Raw genomic sequence first — 21,348 nt, 5'->3', positions numbered from 1 at the left:
GCGGTGTGTGGGCAGTGTCGGCCGCCTCCAGGTTCAGCAGTTGTTCCGCACGGCGGGCGATCGCCGACGCGATGGGGCCGGGGAGCCAGTCCGGGCCTCCCCCGTCCTGTGCAGCGGCGGCCGCCCGCAACTCCGCCAGGGACGGACGCGCGCCGGGCTGCTTGGCCAGGCAGCGGCGCACCACGGCCGCCAGGCCCGCCGGCAGGCCGTCCAGGTCCGGCTCCTGGTGCACCACCCGGAACAGCACTTCGGGGCCGGCTCCGGCACCGAACGGCCCCGGCCGGTGGCCGCATAGGCGATCAGAGCACCCAGCGCGAAAATATCCCCCGCCGGCGTTGCCTCTGCGCCCTCGGCCTGTTCGGGCGACATGTACCCGGGTGACCCCACGACCAGGCCGGTGCCGGTCAGCCCTGTGTCATCCATCGCGCGGGCGATCCCGAAGTCGATGAGCCGAGGACCGTCCTGCGACATCAGCACGTTCGAGGGCTTCAGGTCCCGGTGGACCAAGCCGCTTGTGTGCACCAGGTCCAGCGCCCGGGTCAGCCCGGACAGCAGCCGCCACAGTGCCGGCTCGGGCAGCGGGCCGTACTCGTGCACGGCCTCGGCCAGCGACGGGCCGGGCACGTATGCCGAAGCCAGCCACGGCGTGGCCGCGTCGGCGTCGGCGGCCACCACCGGCACCGTCCCGTCCCCCGAAACGGCCCGCGAGGCACGGATCTCACGGGCGAACCTCTCCCGGAACCCCGGAGCAGACGCCAGCCCCGGGTGCACGACCTTCAGCGCCAGGAAACGGCCGCCGTCCGACCGCGCCAGATACACCTGGCCCATGCCGCCCGCGCCCAGCCGGTACAGCAGCCGGTACCCGCCGACCCGCCGCGGATCACTGTCATTCAACGGCCACATGGCACACTTCCCCCGCTCCCGAATACCCGGTACCAGCGAACTCCCCGCGCAGTGAAGATACTTGCCCCCGCTGGTCCCCAGCACCCACTCCCGGCCCCACCGCGGGCGGCAAGCCGTCGGCCGCCCGTCCAGCCACGCCCCGGGCAACCGCGACCACAGCCGAGCACGGCGGCCGGCCTTCTCGGCGACCGCTGCCCATCTCGGGCAGGGCAGCAGGATGTGTGGGGCACTCACAGCTTTGTTTCCCATCCGCCCCATGCGGCGGGGCCGGTTGCGTTCGGCGTCCCGCCGTCATCACCGCCCCTCGGCCCGTGGGGCGTCCGGTTGCCGAAGGCCGTGGTGCGCGGCTCCTGACGTTCGCCCGCCAACTACTGTGGCCGCTGACAGGGGTTCCACGTCATGGCGAGTGCGGGAGGACGCACGGCGGTCACAGCGTCGGGTCGGGTGACCCATCCGAGGGTGCGGTCGTACGCGGCGGGCGACGAGAACGCCGTACTGCGACTGGTGAACACGGATCGCATCGCCGGGCGACCAGAGGCGACGGCGGAGATGCTGGCCGACGCGCTGGCGGGTCGCTCGCCGGTGGACAGCGGGTGGTGGGCCTCACCGCTCGGGCGCTGGCCGAGGCAGGGTTCACCTCCCGCGACCTGTGGCGCTACATGCGTGCCGACATCCCTGTGCGAGGTCTGCCACGCGCCGACCACTACACCGTTGCTCCCTCGGAGGACCGCGGAATCAACCACACCTGGCGCCCCTGCCGAGGGCACCGCCCATCCTGGTCCTCGCCGAGCGCCGCCCGCCACCATGAGTTCGCGGCGGACCGTACTAGCCGGGCGGGTCGCACAGGCCCCGCGCCGGAAGACCGGTCGTCTCCTGAACCTCCTCGCCATCGGTGACGGTGAGCCAGCCGGTGATGCGGCAGGTCTCGTTCCGCCACTCCTCGACCCCGTCCAGCCGGATCACGGTCACCTGACCTGCGTCGGACCACGCCGCCAGGGCGTCGTTCCAGGGAACGTAGAGCAGCGTGTCCCCGTCGTCCGACGCGGTGAGGAAGTCCCCTCCCCGGCCGACGTCCCAGCGCCCGACGGGGACGGCGGAGTCATGGTCGTAGATCCGGACCTGGCCGGCGCTGGCGAGCTGGAACCGGCCGTCCGGGCGGATGCTCGGCGAGATCACGTAGTCGTCCGGGCAGCCGCCGCACAGCTCGGTCGGCCCCGTGAGCCGCCGCGGCGAGGGGAGTTGCCACTGCTCCCAGGCGGTGGCGGGCCGTACGACGATCATGTGCCGCTCGTCATACGCGTTGTAGGACACGGTGCTGAGGCGTTCGCCCGTGTCGGCGCGGAGCTCCGCCACTTCGCGGCCCGCGCGCATGTCCACCACCCGCACCTCGGGGCCACCGTTGACGACGGCGATGTGGTCGTCCCGCGGATGACCGGTGATCTGGAGCCATTCGGCATGCAGCGGGTCGTCGCTGAGCAGCCCGAGATCGGCGAGGTCGACGCGGTCGGTTCGCTGCCCGGTGCGCGCGTCCCACCGTTCGACCACGCTGCCCGACCGGGTGATCAGATGCCGGTCGCCGCGGAAGAAGTACTGGATCTCGGGCATCGGGTTCGGGTGGGGGTTCGGCGGCAGCGGCTCCGTCTGGATCTCGGTCACGGGTCGCAGCGTCTCGGTGTCCCGGATCACGATCCGTCCCTCCGCGGTCATGAGGTCGGCCAGCAGGTCACCGCGGCGGTTCGTGGTCACGACATCGAAGACAGCGGGGACGAAGGTGGCCCCCTGCCGCTCCACCTCCGCCAACTGCCGCCATGTGCCGGAGTCTCCCGTGATGTCGTACAGCCCCAGGTGGGAGCGGCCGCCGTCGTCGGTGACTCCGTCGCCGTCGTGGTCGTCGGTGTAGGCGATCACGCGGTCCCCCTCCCCGAGAAGCCCCAGCGAACTGTGGATGGGCTCCCGTGTCAGGGGCTGCTCCACCAGGACCACGGCCTCGGAGTCGGCGACGAGATGGAAGTACCGGTCGCCGTCGGTGAGGATCGATCCGTGGGTCGTGTCGTCCGAGCCGGCGGTCAAGACGTTTCCCGGAGCCTGCGCCAGCTCGACCGCCTCGCCGTCTCCGGACAGTTCGTGGACGACGGGCGGCTGCGATCCGTTCGACACGTAACGGCCGGTGTGGTCCAGCGCGAGCGTGCTGAGGCTGTCGCACGCGCCGGCGATGGACGTGTGCACGCTCTCGTCGGCGCGGGCCACGGACAGCGTGTCGTCCGCGTCGCAGAACGCCAGGGTGGTGCCGTCCCCGGAGAAGGCGGCGCCGACGATGTCCTCGACGATCGTGGTGACCTCACCCGACATCAGGTTGACCCTGAGCACCTCGTGGTTGGCGAACTCGCCGGTGTCGTCCTCCAGTTCCAGCAAGGGATCGGGCGCCACCTCCACCAGCGCGAAGTCGCGGTCCCGGCCGAACCACACGTTGCGGATGACGGTGAGAGGGGGGAGCAGGACGGCCTCGCCCGCAGTTTCCGTGTCCAGGTCCCAGTGGAAGAGCTGGTTCTCCAGGGACGCCGCCACCACGCGGTCGCCGTCCTGGGAGACGGCGACCATCCGCCGCTCGGGCGTCAGGCCGAGCTCGTCCATGCTGAAGTCCGGGCCGGGGATCGTGCGGCTCCGGCCGAGCGGCCCGTCCCCGCCCTCGGCACCCGGCTCGCCCAGTCCGTACCAGACGAGGGCACCGGAAGGGGTCACATATCCGGCGCGCTTCCCGTCGTGCGACACGAAGGGATAGAGGGCGTAGTCGTCGCCGAACGGCAGACGCTCGCGGGAGAGCTGGTCGGCCTCGTCCCGGAGGAAGAGAGTGGCCTGCCCCTCCCTGCCGGTCGTCAGGATCACCCGCCCGTCGCCGCTGGCCGCGACCCGATCGACGCCGCCCCGCGCCCCGGACATCACCAGCTCGGTCGACCCGTAGGTGACGTACGTCTGGAGCAGCGCGTCCCGCGCCTCGTCGGTCGGCGCCCGCTCGTACGCCGCCAGCGCGTACATCGCCGCGAGCGCGGGGTCGGTCGCCAGCGCGTCCGCCGAGGCCGCCGCGAGGGCGCGGGACTCCGACTCCGCGTCGCGGGTCGCGCTCACCCGCGTCTGGTAGCCGAAGAGCGACGCGAGGACGGCGATGACCAGGGCGACCGTGCCCAGCGTGCCGAAGAGCCCCCGCCGCAGGCGCGCCTGGCGGCGGTGCCGCGCCCGCCCCCGTTCGAGGAAGTCCAGGTCCGCGGCGCCTATGTCGTCGCTGCGCTGCGCCACCCACGGTTCCGCCGCCGCCAGGGCCGTTTCGCCCGGCAGCAGGTCGTCCGGGCTCCCGGCCGCCGCCCAGCGCGCCTGGTCCTGCCGTAATCGTTCGTGCCAGGCGAGGAAGTCCCGGTCCGCCTCCGCCAAGTCCCGCAGTGTCGGCCAGACCCGGATCAGCGCCTCATGCGCGAGCTCGACGCTCTCCCCGTACCGGGCGTCCTCCTCCGTCTCGGGAGGTGCGATCACCAGCAGCCGCTGGTCGGCCAGGAACCGCGCGGCCTCCCACTCGCCGGGTGACAGTTCGGCGCGGCGCGCGGTGCGGCGGATGGGCGTGTGGGTGCCCGGCGGCAGCCGGATCAGCCGGGTCAGCAGCCGCCGGACGCGTTCGGTGGCCTCGGCGTTCGTGCCGTCGGAGGTGTGGCGTTCCCAGGCTCTCTCGGCCCGCTTGGCGAGCGCTCCATGGACCCCGCCCAGCTCGGCGTACGTCTGCAGAGTCAGGAGCCCCGCACGCTGGTCGCGCCAGAGCTGATCGAGGGTGAACCCCAGCAGCGGCAGCACACCCGCGGCGTTCCCCACGTGCTCGACGATCCGGTCGACGAGCCCGTCCTGGTACGAGACGGCCGGCACCCGCTCGACGGGGCCGGTCACCGCCTCGCGGATCTGGTCCGGCGTCATCTGCGGCAACAGGAACGTGGCGCCCCGCACCGCGCGCCGCAGCATCGGGTTCTCCTCCACGGGCTGGAGGAAGTCCACCCGGAGGGTCGTCAGGATCCGCAGCCCGTCCGGCGGGCTGTCCCCGAACAGCAGCGCGAGCGGCGCGTCCGAGTCTCCGCGGGTCAGCAACTCCTCCAACTGGTCCACGACGATGACCAGGCCGTCGACGCCGTGCGTGGTGCGGATCTGGTCGACCAGGTCCGGCAGCCGCCCCTCGGCCAGCTCGCGCCGGGTCCACCGGATCTCGTCCCGCTGCGCGTGGCCCCGTAACTCGGGCCGCGTGAGCGTGGTCAGGCCGGTCGCGAGAGCCCCGAGCAGGTCGCGGGTGCGCGGCACCACGCAGGTGGCCAGCCCCTCCTCATGCAGCCGGGGCACCACGCCCGCCCGGACCACGGAGGACTTGCCGCAGCCCGAGGCGCCGAGAACGGTCACCAGCGGATGGTCCAGCACCAGGCGGGTGATCCGCTCGGTCTCCTGTTTCCTGCCGAAGAACGTTTCGGCGTCGCTCTCCTGGTACGCCCCCAGCCCGGGGAACGGGGACGGCAGGCCGACCACCTCGCGCAGCGACGGGACGGCGGCGACCAGGCGGTCGGTGGGGATCAGGAACGCCACCGGGTGGCCGAGGTCGGCCGCGACCACCATGCCGACCACGGCGGCCAGCTCGTCGTCCCAGACCGGCGCCCCGCTGAAGCCCCGGCTGACGGCGTAGCGGCCGTCGCCGGCCTGTTCGAACTGGAGCCAGCCGTTGCCCTGTTGCTGCCGCAGCACCGCGGCGTGCCAGACGCCCTGGTCGTGTCCCCGGGGAAAGCCGAGGGTCCTGGCCCGGTGGCCCCAGAGCAGGTCGCCGGTCTCCACCAGCGGCACCGGCCGCGTGCCGGGCAGCGGCGCGGCCACCTCCAGCACGGCGACGTCCGCTTCGGGATGCCACTCCCGCACGGTGGCGGGGAACGGACCCGGCCCGCCCGCCACGCCGACATCCACCATGACGCGCAGGCCCGGGCCCACGCCGCTGCCCGTTCCAATCACGTGGGCGCAGGTGAGGGCCAGCCGCTCGGTCACCAGGAACGCGGCGCCGGCCGCGACACCGTCGGGGCGCAGCACCCGCAGAATGCCGCCGGCCAGTGGCGCGGGCTCGGGTGCGGTCACGGCTGGTCCTGCCGGCGGTGCCAGGTCAGCGTGACGGAGAAGTTCGCCTCCCCCGACGTCGTCGCGATCAGCACGTCCGCCTCGGCCGACAGCGAGATGCCGAAGTCGAGGCTGATCTCGTCCGGTGGCTGCTCCATGCCGGAGAAGCGCGCCACGAACCGCTCGGCGACCGGGTGTACGACGCCCAGCATCGCGTCCAGCGACCGGGCCGCCCGTCCGATGGGAGGCTCGCCGGCCCGGCCGACCCGGACCACGCCCGGCTCCGCGTCCGGATCCGTCTCCCTGACCTGCACCAGGACGTGCTCGCCGCCGTCGTCCGACAGCGGCAACTCGACCACGCGCATACCGGTTTCCCCCTCCTACGCCACCCCCGACGGGTATGCCCGGACCGGATGGCGCGGAGACCACCCCGCGGGCTCTTTTCATCACATCTTCAAATTTGGAGCAGCGGTCCGTTCGGCGTCGTCCTCTCCCACAGCCTCCCGTCCCGCTGGATGGTCATGCACGCCGCCCAGTGCACCGTTCCCATGTTCTTCCCGACGAGACTGGACAACTGCGTCGGAGAGGTCACCGTGACCGGGTTCCCCACGGGTACCCGCCAGCTGTCCGGGGGCAGGAGATGGTAGTTGGGGATGCGCTGGCCCGGCCCGAACACCTGATAGGGCGCGATGTTTCCCGTCTGAATCCGTCCGTTCGTCGCGCCGACGATCGACCCGCCGTGGTGGGTGTAGACGGCGATGGACGTGCCCTGCGGCACCGTGAATTCCTTGCGGCGGAACCTGTCCCAGAAATTCCGGGGCGTCTCCAGGAACACGCCGTGCCCGGTGAAGACGATCTCGCCGTCCGGCCGGCCGCCCTGGTGGTGGTTGTGCGGTGGCCGGTTGTGCGGGGACGGGCAGCAGGGGGCCAGGCCGGTGGGGTCGCAGAATTCCTGGGGGTTGGCGACGTAGGCGACGGGGTTGGGCGAGGGGGCGAGGCCGAGCGGGTCGGGCGAGGTGTAGCGGGCGGTGGCCGGGTCGTAGTGGCGGTGGTAGTTGTAGTACCAGCCGGTCTCGGGGTCGGCGTACTGGCCCGGGAATTTCAGCGGGATGCGGGCCGCCCCACCGCCGTCGGGGCCGTCGGCTCCCCACAACGTCCTGCGGGCGGTCCAGGCGATGTCGCCGGCCTCGTCGATCAGTTCGGTGGGCGCGCCGACGAGGTCGGTGACGATGGCGTAGAAACGGGCGTCGAATTCGCCCGGCGGCGCCTCGTCGGTGCCCGGGAGGGTGCGTTCGGTCTGGGCGAGCGGGCGGAGCTGGTCGTAGTCCCAGGTGAGCGTGGTGCGTTCGGCCTGTTCCGGGCGGGTGGTGGATTCCTCGATCAGCTCCGAGCCGGACCAGGTGAACGTGGTCTGCGCCGGAACGGTGCCGTCGGCGTCGAGGTGCTGTTTGGCGACGCGCCGGTCGAAGGGGTCGTAGAGGTAGTGCCAGTGGCTGCCGTCGGGGGTGATGACGTCGGTGAGGTGGTTCTCGGCGTCCCAGGTGTAGCGCCAGGTGTCGGGCTTCTTGGACAGCCGTTTCCGTTGGCGCAGGATGACGCGGCCCTCGCCGTCGTACTCGTAACGGATGCCTCCGGCGCGGGTGAGGCGGAGCCCGGTGTAGTCGCGGTCGCCGGCCGCTTCGGTGTCGTGGGCCTCGCCGGGCCAGCGCGCCCGGGTCTGGTTGCCGGCGGGGTCGTACTCGTAGGTCTCCGTCCAGCCCGGGCCGTTGACGCCGGTGACGCGGGCGTCGGCGTCGTGGGTGAACGTGGTGGTGCCGTGCCGGGAGTCGGCGAGCGCGGCGAGGCGGCGGCCGGGCCGGTAGGTGAAGGAACGCTCCCACAGCGGGCGGGTCCGCGCGGTGAGGGACTGCGCGGTGAGCTGGCTGAGGACGTCCCACTCCTGGGTGAGGCCGATGGCCGGCCGCTCCCCGATGCTCCGGCGGATCTCCCGGCCGGCGGAGTCGCGTTCGAACCGGATCGGGCGGCCGGCGCTGGTGACGGTGGCGGGCGCGCCGGCGGCGTCGTAGGTGAAGGTGGTGCGGTGTCCGGACGGAGTGACGCGGGAGAGGGGCTGACCCACGGCGTTGTAGGTGTGGGTGACCGTGGCCCCGTTGACGGTCTCGCCGACGATCCGGCCGAGGACGTCGCGTTCCTGGACGACGTCCGCGTCGGGGCCGACGGCTCGCAGGACCCGGCCATAGGGGTCGAGGGTGAACGTGGTGCGCCGGCCGTCGGCGTTCTTCTCGGTGACTTCTCCCATGAGGTCATAGGTGAACGTGACCGTCTGGCCGAGGCTGTTGGTGCGGGAGAGGAGCCGGCCGGCCGGATCGTGGGTGTAGGTGTGGGTGCGGCCGTCGAAGTCGGTCTCCGAGATCAGGCGGCCGGCGGCGTCGTGGTCGTAGCGCCAGGTCAGCCCCTGGGGGTTGGTGACCCGGGTGACGACGAGTTCGGTGTCGTAGGTGAGGACGTACCGGGCCCCGTCGGGCCGGATCTCCACGGTGGGCAGGTCGAACGGCCCGTACTCGTACCGGGTAGTGGCGCCGTCCGCGGACGTGTGGGACAGGCAGTTGCCCTCCGGGTCCCAGGTCCAGGTCTCGGTGCCGCCCTCGGGGTCGGTGGAGCGCAACAGCCGGCCCTCGACGCTCCATTCGGCGTGGTGGGCGGCGCCGAGCGGGTCGGTGATGGTGACCGGGCGGCCGAAGGCGTCGTACTCGTGCGTGACGGTGCCGCCGAGCGGATCAGTGATCGTCCGCACCAGGCCCGCGGCGTCGGTCTCGATGGTGGTGACGTGGCCCGACGGGTCGGTGGCCGAGGTGACCCGGCCCCGGTCGTCGTAGGTGTAGCGGGTGGTGGCGCCCGCCGGGTCGGTCAGGGTGACGAGATTGCCCCGGTCGTCGAACTCCTGGCGCCAGACGGCCCCGTCCGCCTCGACGACCGCGGTCTGCTGCCCGAACGCGTTGTACTCCGCTCGCGTCCGCAGCCCGTCCGGGCGGGTCACCACCGCCACGTTGCCCCGCTCGTCGTACTCGAAGGTCTGGGTGCGGCCCTGGGGGTCGGTCATCGCCGCCACGCGGTCGTAGCGGTCCCATTCCTTGCGGCTGGTGTGGCCCTGGGGGTCGGTCTCGGCGATGAGCTGGTAGCTGTCGTTGAACTGGAAGACCGTGTCGTGGCCGAGGGAGTTGGTGGCGGTGGTCCGGTGGTTCACCGGGTCGTAGGCGTAGCGGTACTCCAGGAAACGGTCGGTGCCGGTGCTGTGGACACAGCGGCCGGCCTCGTCGTACGCGTAGGCGTACCAGTGGCCGTTGCGGTCCTCCCAACGGGACAGCCGCCCGTCCTCGTCGTAGAAGAACCGCAGCGGCACGCCGGAGGAGTTGCGGATCTCGACGAGGTTTCCACCGGCGTCGTAGCCGTAGCGCAGGAGCGTCGGCTGCTCCGGGTCGCTGAGCAGCCGCAGCTCGGTGACCCGGCCGCGTCCGGTGGTGGTCACCCCGACGCGGTAGCCGCCGGAGTGGATGAGCTCGGCCGGGTGGCCCGCCGGGTCGTGGCGGATGTCGACGCGGTTGCCGTTGCGGTCGGTGACGGCGAGGAGGGGGAGTTCGCCGCCGGGGCGGCCGGGGACCGGGCCGAAGTGGAGGGTCTGGCCCGTGCCCTGCCGGACGGTGAGGGGACTGCCGAGCAGGCCGTCCCAGGCCAGGCCCCAACGGGGGCCCTCGACCGGCAGCACGGGGGTGTCGGGGTCGGCGAGCGGGACAGGGTAGTCCAGGATCATGCCGTCGGCCGTGTGGAGCCGCGCTCCGCCGTCGTCGAGGACGAGGCGCTGGTCGAGGGTGGAGGCCCAGGAACGCCCGAAGGAACGGCCGTCCCGGTAGCCGGAGATGTGGTGGCGCTCGACGACCAGCGGCAGCACGCCGGGCAGTTCCACATCGGTGGTGGACATGAGCACCACGCCGGTGGCCATGTCCACCGGGTCACCGCAGGCGGCGCGGCTGTTGACCGGGATGCTGTTACCGCGCCCGGCCTGGCCCAGGCCCCGCGCGCCCAGACCCTGGCCGCGCAGCCCCGTTCCGGCCAGGCCCCGCAGGCCGGCGGCCAGGCCGCCCAGGGTCGTCAGGCCCTTCAGACCGGGGATGCAGTCCAGCGCGGCGAAGGCGACATCGAGGAGGGACCCCTTGCCCTGGGCGAATTTGATCAGCGAGTCGACCAGGACCACCGCCGCCGCGGCCACCACCACCCAGGCCAGCGGCCCGCCGATGATCATCACGATGACGCCGAGGACGGCGACGATCACCTTGCAGATGGAGACGATGGTGTCCCAGGCGTCGGCGAACCACCTGACGAGGTTCTCCCACCAACTCCGGTTCTGGATACCGGCGTCGGAGGCTTCCTCGATGCCCTGGGCGCAGGTGCGCGCGGCCTCCTCGCGCAGCGCGAGAGCGTCCTGCGCGAGCTGGCGGGCGGCGGCCAGCCGCGCCTCGGCGTCGCCGACCTGGGACTGGGCCGCGGCGGCGGCCTCCTGGGCGGCCTGGTGGTCGCGGGTGGCGGCGCGGACGGCGTCCTCGTCGGGTGGTTCGACCCCTTCCCGGTCGCCCTCGGCCTGGAGGCGCTCGGCCTCGGCGCCGGCGCGTCCCACCCAGCCCTCGGCGTCGCCGAGCTGGACCTGCGCCGCGGCGAGGTCGGCCTGGGCGGCGATGGCGCTGTCCAGCGCGCGGTCGGCCATGCCCTGGGCGATTTCGAGCCGGGGCCAGTAGCCGTGCAGGGCGCGGGCGCAGATGTCGTAGGAGGTCTGGAGTTTGGAGAGGTTCTCCGGGACGCCCTCGAATTCGGCCCGGAAGCGGTCGGCGGAGAGCCCGGCCCAGTCCTGTACGGCGCTGTCGCCCGCCATGCCCCGGATCTTCCCCAGGGCTTCGCCCACATCGTCGGCGAAGATCTGTAGAGAGTCGGCCAGTTCGCGGATGTCCTCCGGCTCCCCGGGGGCCGGATCGGAGTCCAGATCCACCGGACTCCAGTCGGACGCACGAGCCATATTCGCACACCCTCGATGATCGGGTAACTACCCAGTGATACGACGGTAGCGGGCTCCTCCGCCGCCCCACAAGAACGCCTCGGGCAGCCGACTGGGGTGCCCGTCGATGGTCAACTGGCCTGGAAACAGGGCGACTTGGCGGCTCGGGCCCGGTCCGGAGCGGGCGCTCGCGGGGCGTCCCTTAGGGTGCCGGAATGATCCGTATACCCGAGGACTTCGCGCGGCTCACGATCGACCGTGAGGGAGACCACGGCCGGGACTGGATCGCCGCCCTGCCCGGCCTGGCCGAGTCCCTGCTGGCGCGCTGGGACCTGGTGCCCGACGGCGCCGTCACGCATGGGCAGGTGGGCCTTGTCGTGCCCGTCCGGCACCCGGACGGCACGCCGGCCGTGCTGAAGATCTCCCTGCCGCACCCCGGCAACGTCCATGAGCCCGACGCCTTCGCCGTCTGGCGGGGGCGCGGCGCCGTGCTGCTGTACAAGCGCGACGACGCGCGGTACGCGATGCTGCTGGAGCGGGCCGAGCCGGCGACCCTGCACCAACTCCCGGACGCCGACGAGGCGGTGGCCGTCGCGGGGCAGCTCGCCCGGCGGCTGGCCGTGCCCGCGCCCGCCGGGCTGCCCCGGCTGCGTGACCGGGCGGGAGAGTGGGAGAAGGAGCTCGCCGAGGAGGACGAGCGGTTGGGCCGTCCGCTGGCCCGGCGCACGCTGGCGGCGGCGGTCGCGACCGTGCGCGAGCTGGGGCACGACCAGCCGGACACGCTGGTCCACGGCGATCTGCACTGCGGCAACGTGCTGCGCGCCGAACGCGAGCCCTGGCTCGTCATCGACCCCAAGGGCTGGGCCGGGGACCCGGCGTTCGACGCGTTCACGGTGCTGCGCAGCCGCGTCGTCGACCTGCTCGGAGCCGGCGACCTGCGCGGCGCGCTGCTGCGCCGGCTCGCCGTCTTCGCGGACGCGGCCGGCGTCGACCGCGAACGCGCCCGCCGCTGGGCGCAGTTCCGCACGGTGCAGTCCGCGCACTGGGGGCTGCTGCACAACGACCCGCCGGAGCTGGTCGAACTCACCGGTCAGGTGGCGGAGTTGCTCACCTGAGCCGACGGCGGACGAGGACGGTGACGCCGACGCCCGCCACCAGCGCGACGGCGCCGATGCCGGCGATCACGCCCAGCGCGGTCGAGGTGCCGGTGTCGGCCAGGTCCGGGCCGGGGTCCGGCGCCGGCGTGGACGGCTCGGCGTCGGGCCCGGCCGGGGGCGGGGTGGCGGACGGGGTCTCGTCCGGCGCCGGCTCCGTGGGCTCGGTGGGGTCACCGGGCTCGCCGCCGCCGGTGGCCTCGATGACGAACGCGTCGGCGGCCTCGGTGGCGTAGCAGGCCCCCTCGACCGCCGCGTCGTCATAGCGGACCCGGGCCGACAGGTCCACGCTGCTCGACCGGTTCTCCAGGGACCTGCCCCGCATCCGCGCCTCGGCGGACTCGCCCGGCGGCAGCTCGCGCAGGATGCCGAAGTGCCCCTCGGCGTAGTCGCTCTCGAACTGCACGTCCCGCCATTCCCCGTTCACCTGCCACTCGAAGTCGAACGGGTAGGGGCCCTCCGGGTCGTCCTCGGCGGTCGCCCACATCATGGCGTAGGCGTACACCGGACTCAGCGGCTCCGTACCGGTGTTGGTGACGCGGTAGGTGAACTCGCCCCACTCCGTCGCGGGCACGCTCGCGGGCACGTCGACGAACTCGACGGACACGGACACCGGCTCCTCCGTGACCATGTCGCACCAGGGCAGTTCAGCCACGTCGATCGGCTCGATCGGCGCTCCCTCCGCGTGGGCGGGCGGCGCGGCGAGCACGAGCACCGGTGCCAGAGCGGCGCTGACGGTGGCGGCGGAGACCAAGCGGCGGCGTTGCTTCACGAGGCACCTCGATCGGACGGCTGAGGGGTGGTACTCACTCCGACTCCCGGCGGAGTCGTCTGGTTGCGTCCTGCCTGTCCCTTCTCGGTAACCTCGACGCGCCGGAACGCCGCTCGGCCTCGAACGCCCCTTCGTCCCACGTGATTTGCCTGACGATAAGGTGTGGCCGCACCGGATGCCCGCACGGGTCGGGCACGGTACGGGGAGAGCAGAAAACATGGGTGAGCCGTTTCGCCTCGCGGACCGGTACGAGCTGCGGAAAGTGCTGGGCCGCGGCGGGATGGCCGAGGTCCATCTGGCGTACGACGCGCGCCTGGGGCGTGAGGTGGCGGTCAAGACGCTGCTGCCCGAACTCGCCCGCGACCCCGTCTTCCTGGGCCGTTTCCACCGTGAGGCGCAGTCGGCCGCCTCGCTGAACCACCCCGCGATCGTCGCCGTCTACGACACCGGCGAGAACGAGGCCGGCGGCGTCACCGCGCCCTACATCGTCATGGAGTACGTCGAGGGCGCCACCCTGCGCGAGGCGTTGCAGGCCGGAGGGCCGCCCTCGCCCCAGTGGGCGCTGGAGATGTGCGCGGGCGTGCTGCGGGCGCTGGACTACGCGCACGGCCACGGCATCGTGCACCGCGACATCAAGCCCGCCAACGTCATGCTCACCGACGCCGGTCAGGTGAAGGTGATGGACTTCGGCATCGCCCGCGCCATGGGCGAGGTGGGCATGACCATGACCCAGACCTCCACGGTCATCGGCACCGCACACTACTTCTCCCCGGAACAAGCACGGGGTGAGAAAGTCGACACCAGGTCCGACCTCTACTCCACCGGCTGCCTCCTCTATGAACTGCTCACCGCGCGACCGCCGTTCACCGGCGACTCCCCGGTGTCCGTGGCCTACCAGCACGTCAGTGAGGAGCCGCCGCCGCCCAGCGTCCACGCCCCGGGCATCGCCCCCGACATCGACGCCATCGTGCTGAAGTCGCTGGCCAAGGAGCGCGATTACCGCTACCAGAGCGCCGGCGAGATGCTCGCCGACATTGAGGCCGCCCTCCGCGGCGGCCCGGTGGCCGCGGTCGACCGCCCCACCACCGCTCTGCGGCCGGGGCCCGCGCCGGAGCCGGTCGGCCCGCGGACCCGTCCCGAGCGCCGCGCCGGGCGGCGGCGCCGCGGCTCGAAGGCCCCCGTGATCCTGACCGGGCTGCTCACCGTGGCGCTGCTCGCGGGCGCCGTGCTCGGCGGCCGGCTGCTGCTCGACGACGGCGGCGACGGCGGGGCCGACGAGGTCGAGACGCTGACGGTGCCGAACATGGGCGGCATGACCGAGGCCCAGGCCCAGGAGGTGGCCGCCCAGGCCGGGTTCACGATCGCCGAGGGCGGCAGCAAGTCCTGCGCGGAGGACGAGGGGACGGTCTGCGAGACCAGCCCCGCCGCGGGGGAGGAGATCGACCAGGGCCAGACCGTCACGCTGATCATGTCGTCCGGCTCCGAGCCGATCGAGGTCCCCGACGTCACCGGCGACCCGTTCCAGGAGGCCCTGACGGAGCTCCAGGACGCGGGCTTCCGGGTGGCGCAGGAGACGGAGGAGGACGCGGACGCGGAGCCCGGCACGGTGCTGGAGCAGGATCCCGGGGGCGGCGAGGAGGCGACCCCGGGGGACACCATCACGCTGACGGTCGCGGCGGAGCCGGAGACGCCGGCCGACCCGACGCCGGACCCGGACCCCACCGACGGACCGGACGAGCCCACGGATCCGCTGACCGTCGCGGTGCCCGATGTCACCGGCCGACCCTATGACGAGGCCGAACAGACGCTGACGGACGCCGGTTTCGCCGTGTGGTGGCAGGAGGCCGCCGAGTCCACGGGCGCCACGCCCGGCACGGTCATCACCCAGGACCCGGCCGGCGGGCTGCTCGAACCCGGCGGGGTCGTCACGCTGACCGTGGAGCCGGCCCCCGTCGGGATCGAGATCCCCGATGTCAGCGGCCTGACCTACGACCAGGCGCACTCGATCATCCAGGGCGCCGGCTTCCGGCCCCTCCCCAGCAGCTACCCGGATCCGGACCTGGGCTGCCAGCCGCACGACACGATCGGCTACACGGTCCCCGCCGCGGGCGAGACGGCCGCCGAGGGCGAGTCCGTCTACCTCAACTGCTACCGCCCCAACGGTTAGGTCCTGTCCGGTCGGTCGATGGGGGTCCCCCTGCTGGGCCGCGGTAGCCGGTGATCCCGTTCACAGGTGCGTGCGGAGGTCGGCCATCTCCAGCAGGGGCAGTCCCCAGCGGAGCGCGGCGATCTCCAGGTCGGCGGCCTGGGCCATCGTGCCGTCGGGGTTCATGACCTCGCAGCACACGCCCACCGGCGGCAGCCCCGCCGCCACGCACAACGCGACGGTGGCCTCCGTGTGACCGGCCCGCTCGGCGAGCCCGCCGGGCCGCGCCGCCAGCGGGAAGACGTGCCCGGGCCGCAGGAAGTCCGCCGGCCGGGCATCGGGCCGGGCCAGCCGGCGCACGGTCGCGGCGCGTTCGGCCGCGGACACCCCGGTGCCGGTCCCGCCCGCCAGATCCACCGGGATGTGCGGCCGGGTGCCGTGCCGGTCACCGGGCCCCGGCACGCGCTCCAGCTCCAGCCGGTCCAGGACCTCCGGGGCACAGGGCACGGTGGGGTGGCCGCAGACCTGTGTGAGCAGGAAGGTGAACGCGTCCGGCCGCAGCCGCGCCCCGGCGAAGATGACATCGCCCTCCGCCTCCCGGTCGGGATCCCAGAGCATGACGGCGCCGCCCGCGGCGAGTTGCGCGATGGCCTGCTGCACGCCCCGGCCGCCCGAGACCCGCCCGGCCCACGGCAGCGCGGCGACCACCTCGCGCACGGCCCGCCCCGGATCGGACGCCCGCCACCGCGCCAGGCGCACGACGAGGTCGGGCTCCAGGTTCACCCGGTCCCCGACGGACAGGTCCTGGAGGGTGGTGGCGTTCAGGGTCGCCGGGACCAGGGCCACCGCGAAGCGGTCACGGGCGGTCTCGGCGACGGTGAGGGACACGCCGTCCACGGCGATCTGCCCCTTGCTCGGCACCAGTGGGAGGAAGCGGTCGGGCGGTTTGATCCACAGCCGCCGCATGGGGCCGTCGTCGTCGATCCGCATGACCTTGCCGACGGCGTCCACGTTGCCCTGCACCAGATGCCCACTGAGCGGCTCCCCCAGCGCCACGGGCCGCTCCACGTTGACCCGGGCGCCGGCCCGGAGCTCACCGAGCGTCGATCTGCGCCGGGTATCGGGCGACACCGCGGCCTGGAACACGCCGTCCTCGCCCACGACCGGCGTCGCCGTGAGGGCGACCCCGTTCACGCAGACGGAAGGGGACGCCGCGGCGGAACGAACGACGATGCGGCCGGGGCCGGTGGCCACGACCGTGCCGATCTCACGAATGTGTCCGGTGAACACGCGATACCACCTCTCGACAACGGCCGGGGCGATATCCCGACCGCACAGGGGAGAAGGCAGGAGCCCGCGTCGGGCCCGAGAGGTGGCGGGGTATACCGCTTGGCCCCGGAATCACACCGGGTCGTCCCACCACCACGGGCAGAACCGGCGGGCTGTCACCGCCGCACCTGGAATCGCACCAGGGCGATGGTCGCACGCGGCGATCGGCGTGATCAACCCACAGCCGCCTTACTCGCCCCAGCGCGACGCCCGCGTCGCGATCTCCAGTGTCGTCGGGCCGCCGCCGCGTTCGCCTCGTTCCCGGACGAGTTCGCCGGCGATGGTGAAGCGAGGCGCGTTCCGCGGGGAGCGCGCGGCGTGGGTGACGATGTCGTCGACCAGTGCGGAGGCCATGTTCAGCCTCGGGTGGCGCAGGTGCACGGCCTCGGCCTGGGCGTCGGTCACGAAGTCCACTCCGATTCCGAAGTCACCGGCGATGCCTCCGCGCGTGAGACGGGCCAGCGGGCCCCGGCGTTCGGCGATGCCCGGTGAGGTGTGGAGGGCGATCGCCTCCCAGACCAGGTCCACGTCGCGGGTGCCGTAGCCCTGGGCGGTGAGGAAGTCGGCGGCCATGTCGGCGCCTTCGACCTCGAAACGCTCCTGGCCGGGGGCCGACGGCGAGGTGCCGAGGTCGTGCAGGACACAGGCGTGGAAGAGGAGGTCGGCGTCGAAGTCGGCGCCGGCTCTCAGGCCCTGGTGTTCGGCGAGCAGGACGGCGAACAGGTAGCTGCGGACGCTGTGGTTGGCGACGGGCTCGCTCTCGTGCGACTGGGCGTGCTCAACGGCACGGCGGGCCGTGGGGAGGTCGGGCAGCGCGGGGATGAGGTGCGACGTGGTCATGGGGCGACCGTAGGCGCCGGGGCTGAGCCGTCGACAGTGGCACGATTGCCAGGCAGCCGTAGGATCGGGCCATGCCCCCAACCGCCCACCATGTGGTCGTGGTCGCCCTTCCGGAGGTTCTGCCGCTGGACCTCGCCATTCCTCTCCAGGTCTTCGGCAGTTGGCCCGATGGCCCGTACCGGCTGACGGTGTGCGCCGAGACGCCGGGGCTCGTCCCGATGGGCGGCGCTCCGGCCATGTCCGTCGAGCACGGGCTGGCCTGTCTGGAGACCGCCGACACCGTCATCGTCCCCGGTCAGGCCGAGCCCGGGCCGCCGTCCGCCGCGGTGCGCGCCGCGCTGGCGGAGGCGGCGGCCCGGGGCGCGCGCATGGTGTCCATCTGCACCGGCGCGTTCGTGCTCGCGGCGGCCGGGCTGCTCGACGGGCGGCGGGCCACCACGCATTGGCTGCACGCGGCGGCGCTGGCCGAGCGGTACCCCCGCGTGGAGGTGGCGCCGAAGGCACTGTACGTCGACGAGGGCGAGGTGCTGACCTCGGCCGGCGTGGCCGCCGGACTGGACCTGTGCCTGCACCTGGTCCGCAAGGACCACGGCGCCCACGTGGCGAACCAGCGCGCACGCGTGCTCGTCACCGCTCCCCACCGCACCGGCGGCCAGGCCCAGTACATCGACCTGCCCGTGCGGCCGGGGCGTTCCGGCGGGCTGGCGCCGCTCCGTGAATGGGCACTGTTCAACCTGCAACGCCCGCTCACCATCGACCAGTTGGCGCGACAGGCCGGAGTGTCCCGGCGCACGCTCATCCGCCGTTTCCACGCCGAGACCGGGCAGCCCCCCATGCGGTGGCTGCTGGAGGCCCGGCTCAGTCGCGCGCGGGAGCTGCTGGAGGCGACCGATCTGACGGTGGAGAGCGTGGCGCGCCGCTGCGGCCTCGGCACGGCGGACAACTTCCGCAATCTGTTCAAGGAGAACGCCGGGGTGACGCCCAGCGCCTACCGCGGCACGTTCCGCCTCCCCGCACCCGGAGTATCGGCGCTGGCTCGAAGACTGCCGGGGTGAGCATCGAAAGCCGTGAGCGAGTCGGCACCGCCAGTGCCGCCCGGCGTCGTGACGCCATCGATGCCCTTCGGCGCGCATGGCACCAAGTAGCACCGGATAGCACAACCGCTATCATGGTGCCATGTCCGCACAGCCCGAGATCACCCAGCGTGACCTGCGTACGAAGTCCAAAGAGATCATGGACGCCGTCCAGGGCGGCCAGTCCTTCACCGTCACCCGGGACGGGCACCGTATCGGCGAGCTGATCCCCCTGCGGAGACGTCGACGATTCGTCCCGCGTAGCGAGTTCGCGGCCATGTCCCGCACAGCGCCGGACGTCTTCCTGGACGCGTTCCGCGCGGACCAGGACGCCACCGCTGAACAGGAGCTGGACGACCCCTATGCCCGTTGAGCACCAGCAGGGCCTCCTCGACACCAACATCATGATCCTGCGCAGGTGGGTGGACCCGGCGGAGCTTCCGGCAGAAATAGCTATTAGTGCCATCACCCTCGCCGAACTCTCCGCCGGCCCTCATGAGGTCCGCGGAAACGAGGAGCAGAACGACTACGAGGAGCACGCCGAGCGCGCCCGGCGCATGGACATCCTTCAGCGCGCCGAGAACGAGTTCGACCCCATCCCCTTTGACGCCGAAGCGGCACGCATCTACGGAAGGGTCTGCGCGGCAGTCATCGGTGCCGGACGCAAGCCGAGGCGCCGGGTGGCCGACCTGATGATCGCGGCGATCGCCATCGCCGAAGACCTTCCTCTCTTCACCACCAACCCCGACGACTTCAAGGGCCTCGACGACCTGCTCACCGTCGTCCCCGTCACCCGACCGCAGGTGCGCCACGACCGGTAGCCGACCCCGTCCGTGGGGTGCGCGCCCGAGGCGCCGGGTGGCCGAGGCCCATGAAGAGTTGGTGTCCGGCCGGAGTGGCCGCCCGCAGGGGGAGGCCCGCTCGCTCACGCCGTGGCGTCGCCGCCCGTCTCGAACCAGCCGGTCTCGCTGTGGATCAGTCTCGGCTTCTCGGCGGGGCCGTCCGGGGCGGCCCAGGTGACGGCGTTGGCGATGACGCGGCGGACGTGGGGGTGGTGGTAGACGGGGTAGTCCTGGTCGCCGGGGCTGAAGTAGAAGATCTTGCCGTTGCCGCGCCGGAACGTGCAGCCGCTGCGGAACACCTCGCCGCCGCTGAAGGAGCTGATGAACACCAGCTCGTCCGGGGCGGGGATGTCGAAGAACTCCCCGTACATTTCCTGCTGTTCGATGACGAACGGATGCGGCACCCCCGCCGCGATCGGGTGGGAAGGAGCCACCGTCCAGACCACCTCGCGATCGCCGGCGTTGCGCCAGCGCAGCGTGCAGGTCGTGCCCATCAGCCGGGTGAAGATCTTCGACCAGTGACCGGAGTGCAGCACAATCAGGCCCATCCCGGCGAGGACCCGCCGGCGCACCCGTTCCACCACCTCGTCGGAGACCTCGCGGTGGGACAGATGCCCCCACCAGGTCAGGACGTCCGTCTCGGCGAGGACCGACTCGGTCAGGCCGTGCTCCGGCTCGTCCATCGTCGCGGTGCGCACGACGGCCCCCTCGCCCAGATGTTCCGCGATGCCCTCGGCGACGGCGCCGTGGATGCCGCTGGGGTACCTCGCGGCGATCGTGGCGTTCTGCCGCTCGTGGCGGCCCTCGTTCCAGACGGTGATGCGCAGTGGGGCCGGGGACGCCTGCGTCGTTGCCATGCGAACCCTCTCCGGCGAAGATTGCCGATAAGTGGCGGGCCGAATTTGCGAAACATCGGTAGGAAAGCTTGGCGGCGCCGGGGAGAGGCGTCAAGAGCTTCGGCGCGCGCCCGCGTTCCGGCCTCGGGATCGCGGTGAGTGAGGCCCAGTTGAGCGGGCTACAGTGCTCGAAAAGTGTCGGGACAAGCAGAGAGCGGAACGTGACCGGTACCAGCACGCGGCGGCCCACGCTCGCGCAGATCGCCGAGACGGCCGGTGTGTCGATATCCACCGTCTCGAAGGTCCTGAACGGCCGGGACGATGTCTCGCGGGACACCCGGGCCAAGGTCGACTCCGCGCTGCGCCGGCACCGTTACGTGCGCCGGGGGACCGCGCTCGTCCCGGAGGGGCGCACCGTCGACCTGGTGCTGAGCGGGCTCGACGGGTCGTGGCCCGCGAGCGTCGCGAGCGGCATGGAGGCGGCGGCGTACGAGGCGAAGGTGCACGTCGTCATCTCCGTTGCCCGGACGGCGAGTTCGGGCGACGGCAGGCCGGACTGGGTGGACCGCGTGCTGGAGCGCGGCACCGCCGGAGTGGTGCTCGGCCTCGTCGAGCCGGCCCCCGGCCAGCTCGCCCGGCTGAGGGAGGCGGGGGTGCCCTGCGTGGTCATCGACCCGCTCAGCGACCCGCCGCCCGACGTGGTCTCCGTCGGCACGACCAACTGGGCGGGCGCCTACGAGGCGACCACCCATCTCCTGGAACGCGGCCACCGGCGCATCGCGCTGGTCACCGGCCCGTCGGACCACCTCTACGCGCGGGCGCGCATCGCCGGTTACCACTCGGCCATGGCGGCGGCGGGCCTGGGCGTGCCGCCGGAGCTGATCCGGCACGGCACCTACGACCGGGCCAGCGGCACGGAACAGGTCCGGGCCCTGCTCCAACTGTCCGAGCCGCCAACGGCGTTGTTCATCTGCTCCGACCACATGGCCATCGGCGGCTACGAGGCGGCCGCCGGGGCGGGGCTGCGCGTGCCGGCGGACGTCAGCGTCGTCGGCTTCGACGACCTGCCGGAGGCCCGGTGGGTCTCCCCCGCCCTGACGACCGTGCGCCAGCCGCTCAAGGAGATGGGCGGCAGCGCGCTGCGGACGCTCGTCCGGCTGCTGAACGGCGAGGACATCGAGAGCCCCCGCATCGAACTGGCCACCACGCTGGTCGTCCGCGACAGCACGGCTCCCCTCGGCTGACCCGCCGCGCGCCCGACGGAGCGGGCCCGCTTCTGGACCATCCTGTCCGAGGT

Annotated in this window: 14 protein-coding genes; 6 read left to right on the top strand and 8 right to left on the bottom strand. The window is 72.7% G+C overall.

Going from position 1 to position 21,348, the window contains the following annotated elements; genetic code table 11:
• Positions 1–33: 33 nt before the first annotated feature.
• The 4 genes from RM590_RS19775 to RM590_RS19760 form a co-directional block, all read right to left on the bottom strand.
• Positions 34–894 (bottom strand): serine/threonine-protein kinase, encoded by an 861-nt coding sequence (locus tag RM590_RS19775; RefSeq protein ID WP_311705956.1) that lies wholly within the window; start codon positions 892–894, stop codon positions 34–36.
• An 834-nt stretch (positions 895–1,728) separates the two neighbouring features.
• Positions 1,729–6,039, bottom strand: a complete 4,311-nt coding sequence (locus RM590_RS19770; RefSeq protein ID WP_311705955.1) for a serine protease — start codon at positions 6,037–6,039, stop codon at positions 1,729–1,731.
• Entirely contained in the window at positions 6,036–6,383 is a 348-nt protein-coding gene (locus RM590_RS19765) for a CU044_2847 family protein (protein WP_311705954.1), read from the bottom strand. Before RM590_RS19765 ends, RM590_RS19770 begins: the two co-directional genes overlap by 4 nt.
• 89 nt (positions 6,384–6,472) lie before the next feature.
• Positions 6,473–11,080, bottom strand: a complete 4,608-nt coding sequence (locus RM590_RS19760) for a DUF6531 domain-containing protein (protein ID WP_311705953.1) — start codon at positions 11,078–11,080, stop codon at positions 6,473–6,475.
• 194 nt (positions 11,081–11,274) lie between these two features.
• On the opposite strand from RM590_RS19760, the gene RM590_RS19755 reads away from it, so the two are divergent.
• On the top strand, positions 11,275–12,174 hold the full coding sequence (locus RM590_RS19755) for an aminoglycoside phosphotransferase family protein (protein WP_311705952.1): 900 nt from the start codon (positions 11,275–11,277) through the stop codon (positions 12,172–12,174).
• Here the strand turns inward: RM590_RS19755 and RM590_RS19750 are convergent.
• Positions 12,167–12,985, bottom strand: coding sequence for a hypothetical protein (locus RM590_RS19750; RefSeq protein ID WP_311705951.1), 819 nt, complete (start codon positions 12,983–12,985; stop codon positions 12,167–12,169). The two genes, RM590_RS19755 and RM590_RS19750, sit on opposite strands and share 8 nt — an antisense overlap.
• A gap of 217 nt (positions 12,986–13,202) precedes the next feature.
• Here RM590_RS19750 and pknB point away from each other — a divergent pair, with 217 nt between their 5' ends.
• Complete coding sequence (gene pknB / locus RM590_RS19745) at positions 13,203–15,152, top strand: Stk1 family PASTA domain-containing Ser/Thr kinase (protein WP_311705950.1); 1,950 nt, start codon at positions 13,203–13,205, stop codon at positions 15,150–15,152.
• Positions 15,153–15,212: 60 nt separating this feature from the next.
• Here pknB and RM590_RS19740 read toward each other — a convergent pair whose 3' ends face one another.
• A complete protein-coding gene (locus RM590_RS19740; protein WP_311705949.1) occupies positions 15,213–16,421 on the bottom strand; it encodes a 3,4-dihydroxy-2-butanone-4-phosphate synthase in 1,209 nt (402 codons plus the stop codon).
• A 228-nt stretch (positions 16,422–16,649) separates the two neighbouring features.
• On the bottom strand, positions 16,650–17,300 hold the full coding sequence (locus tag RM590_RS19735) for an HD domain-containing protein (RefSeq protein ID WP_311705948.1): 651 nt from the start codon (positions 17,298–17,300) through the stop codon (positions 16,650–16,652).
• Between the two features lie 71 nt (positions 17,301–17,371).
• On the opposite strand from RM590_RS19735, the gene RM590_RS19730 reads away from it, so the two are divergent.
• The 3 genes from RM590_RS19730 (at position 17,372) to RM590_RS19720 (ending at position 19,194) form a co-directional block, all read left to right on the top strand.
• Positions 17,372–18,355: a GlxA family transcriptional regulator gene (locus RM590_RS19730; protein ID WP_311705947.1), complete on the top strand. Its 984-nt coding sequence runs from the start codon at positions 17,372–17,374 to the stop codon at positions 18,353–18,355.
• 121 nt (positions 18,356–18,476) lie between these two features.
• Positions 18,477–18,746, top strand: coding sequence for a type II toxin-antitoxin system Phd/YefM family antitoxin (locus RM590_RS19725; RefSeq protein ID WP_311705946.1), 270 nt, complete (start codon positions 18,477–18,479; stop codon positions 18,744–18,746).
• The gene (locus tag RM590_RS19720) at positions 18,736–19,194 is read left to right on the top strand and encodes a type II toxin-antitoxin system VapC family toxin (protein ID WP_311705945.1); all 459 of its coding nucleotides are present in this window, start codon (positions 18,736–18,738) and stop codon (positions 19,192–19,194) included. The genes RM590_RS19725 and RM590_RS19720 overlap by 11 nt, the downstream gene beginning before the upstream one ends.
• A gap of 104 nt (positions 19,195–19,298) precedes the next feature.
• Here RM590_RS19720 and RM590_RS19715 read toward each other — a convergent pair whose 3' ends face one another.
• Positions 19,299–20,072, bottom strand: a complete 774-nt coding sequence (locus RM590_RS19715; RefSeq protein ID WP_311705944.1) for a ThuA domain-containing protein — start codon at positions 20,070–20,072, stop codon at positions 19,299–19,301.
• 200 nt (positions 20,073–20,272) lie between these two features.
• On the opposite strand from RM590_RS19715, the gene RM590_RS19710 reads away from it, so the two are divergent.
• Complete coding sequence (locus RM590_RS19710) at positions 20,273–21,295, top strand: LacI family DNA-binding transcriptional regulator (RefSeq protein ID WP_311705943.1); 1,023 nt, start codon at positions 20,273–20,275, stop codon at positions 21,293–21,295.
• Positions 21,296–21,348: the final 53 nt, after the last annotated feature.

Origin of the sequence: Streptomyces litchfieldiae (assembly GCF_031845365.1) — a bacterium.
Taxonomy (GTDB): domain Bacteria; phylum Actinomycetota; class Actinomycetes; order Streptomycetales; family Streptomycetaceae; genus Streptomyces; species Streptomyces litchfieldiae.
Note: the sequence above shows the minus strand (reverse complement) of the source record. Positions and strands in the feature narration are given on the sequence as shown.

Excerpts from the sequence above, each read along its gene's own strand:
- pknB (WP_311705950.1), top strand. The coding sequence starts at position 13,203 with ATGGGTGAGCCGTTTCGCCTCGCGGACCGGTACGAGCTGCGGAAAGTG.
- RM590_RS19760 (WP_311705953.1), bottom strand. The coding sequence starts at position 11,080 with ATGGCTCGTGCGTCCGACTGGAGTCCGGTGGATCTGGACTCCGATCCG.
- RM590_RS19720 (WP_311705945.1), top strand. The coding sequence starts at position 18,736 with ATGCCCGTTGAGCACCAGCAGGGCCTCCTCGACACCAACATCATGATC.
- RM590_RS19735 (WP_311705948.1), bottom strand. The coding sequence starts at position 17,300 with ATGACCACGTCGCACCTCATCCCCGCGCTGCCCGACCTCCCCACGGCC.
- RM590_RS19725 (WP_311705946.1), top strand. The coding sequence starts at position 18,477 with ATGTCCGCACAGCCCGAGATCACCCAGCGTGACCTGCGTACGAAGTCC.
- RM590_RS19715 (WP_311705944.1), bottom strand. The coding sequence starts at position 20,072 with ATGGCAACGACGCAGGCGTCCCCGGCCCCACTGCGCATCACCGTCTGG.
- RM590_RS19765 (WP_311705954.1), bottom strand. The coding sequence starts at position 6,383 with ATGCGCGTGGTCGAGTTGCCGCTGTCGGACGACGGCGGCGAGCACGTC.
- RM590_RS19730 (WP_311705947.1), top strand. The coding sequence starts at position 17,372 with ATGCCCCCAACCGCCCACCATGTGGTCGTGGTCGCCCTTCCGGAGGTT.
- RM590_RS19755 (WP_311705952.1), top strand. The coding sequence starts at position 11,275 with ATGATCCGTATACCCGAGGACTTCGCGCGGCTCACGATCGACCGTGAG.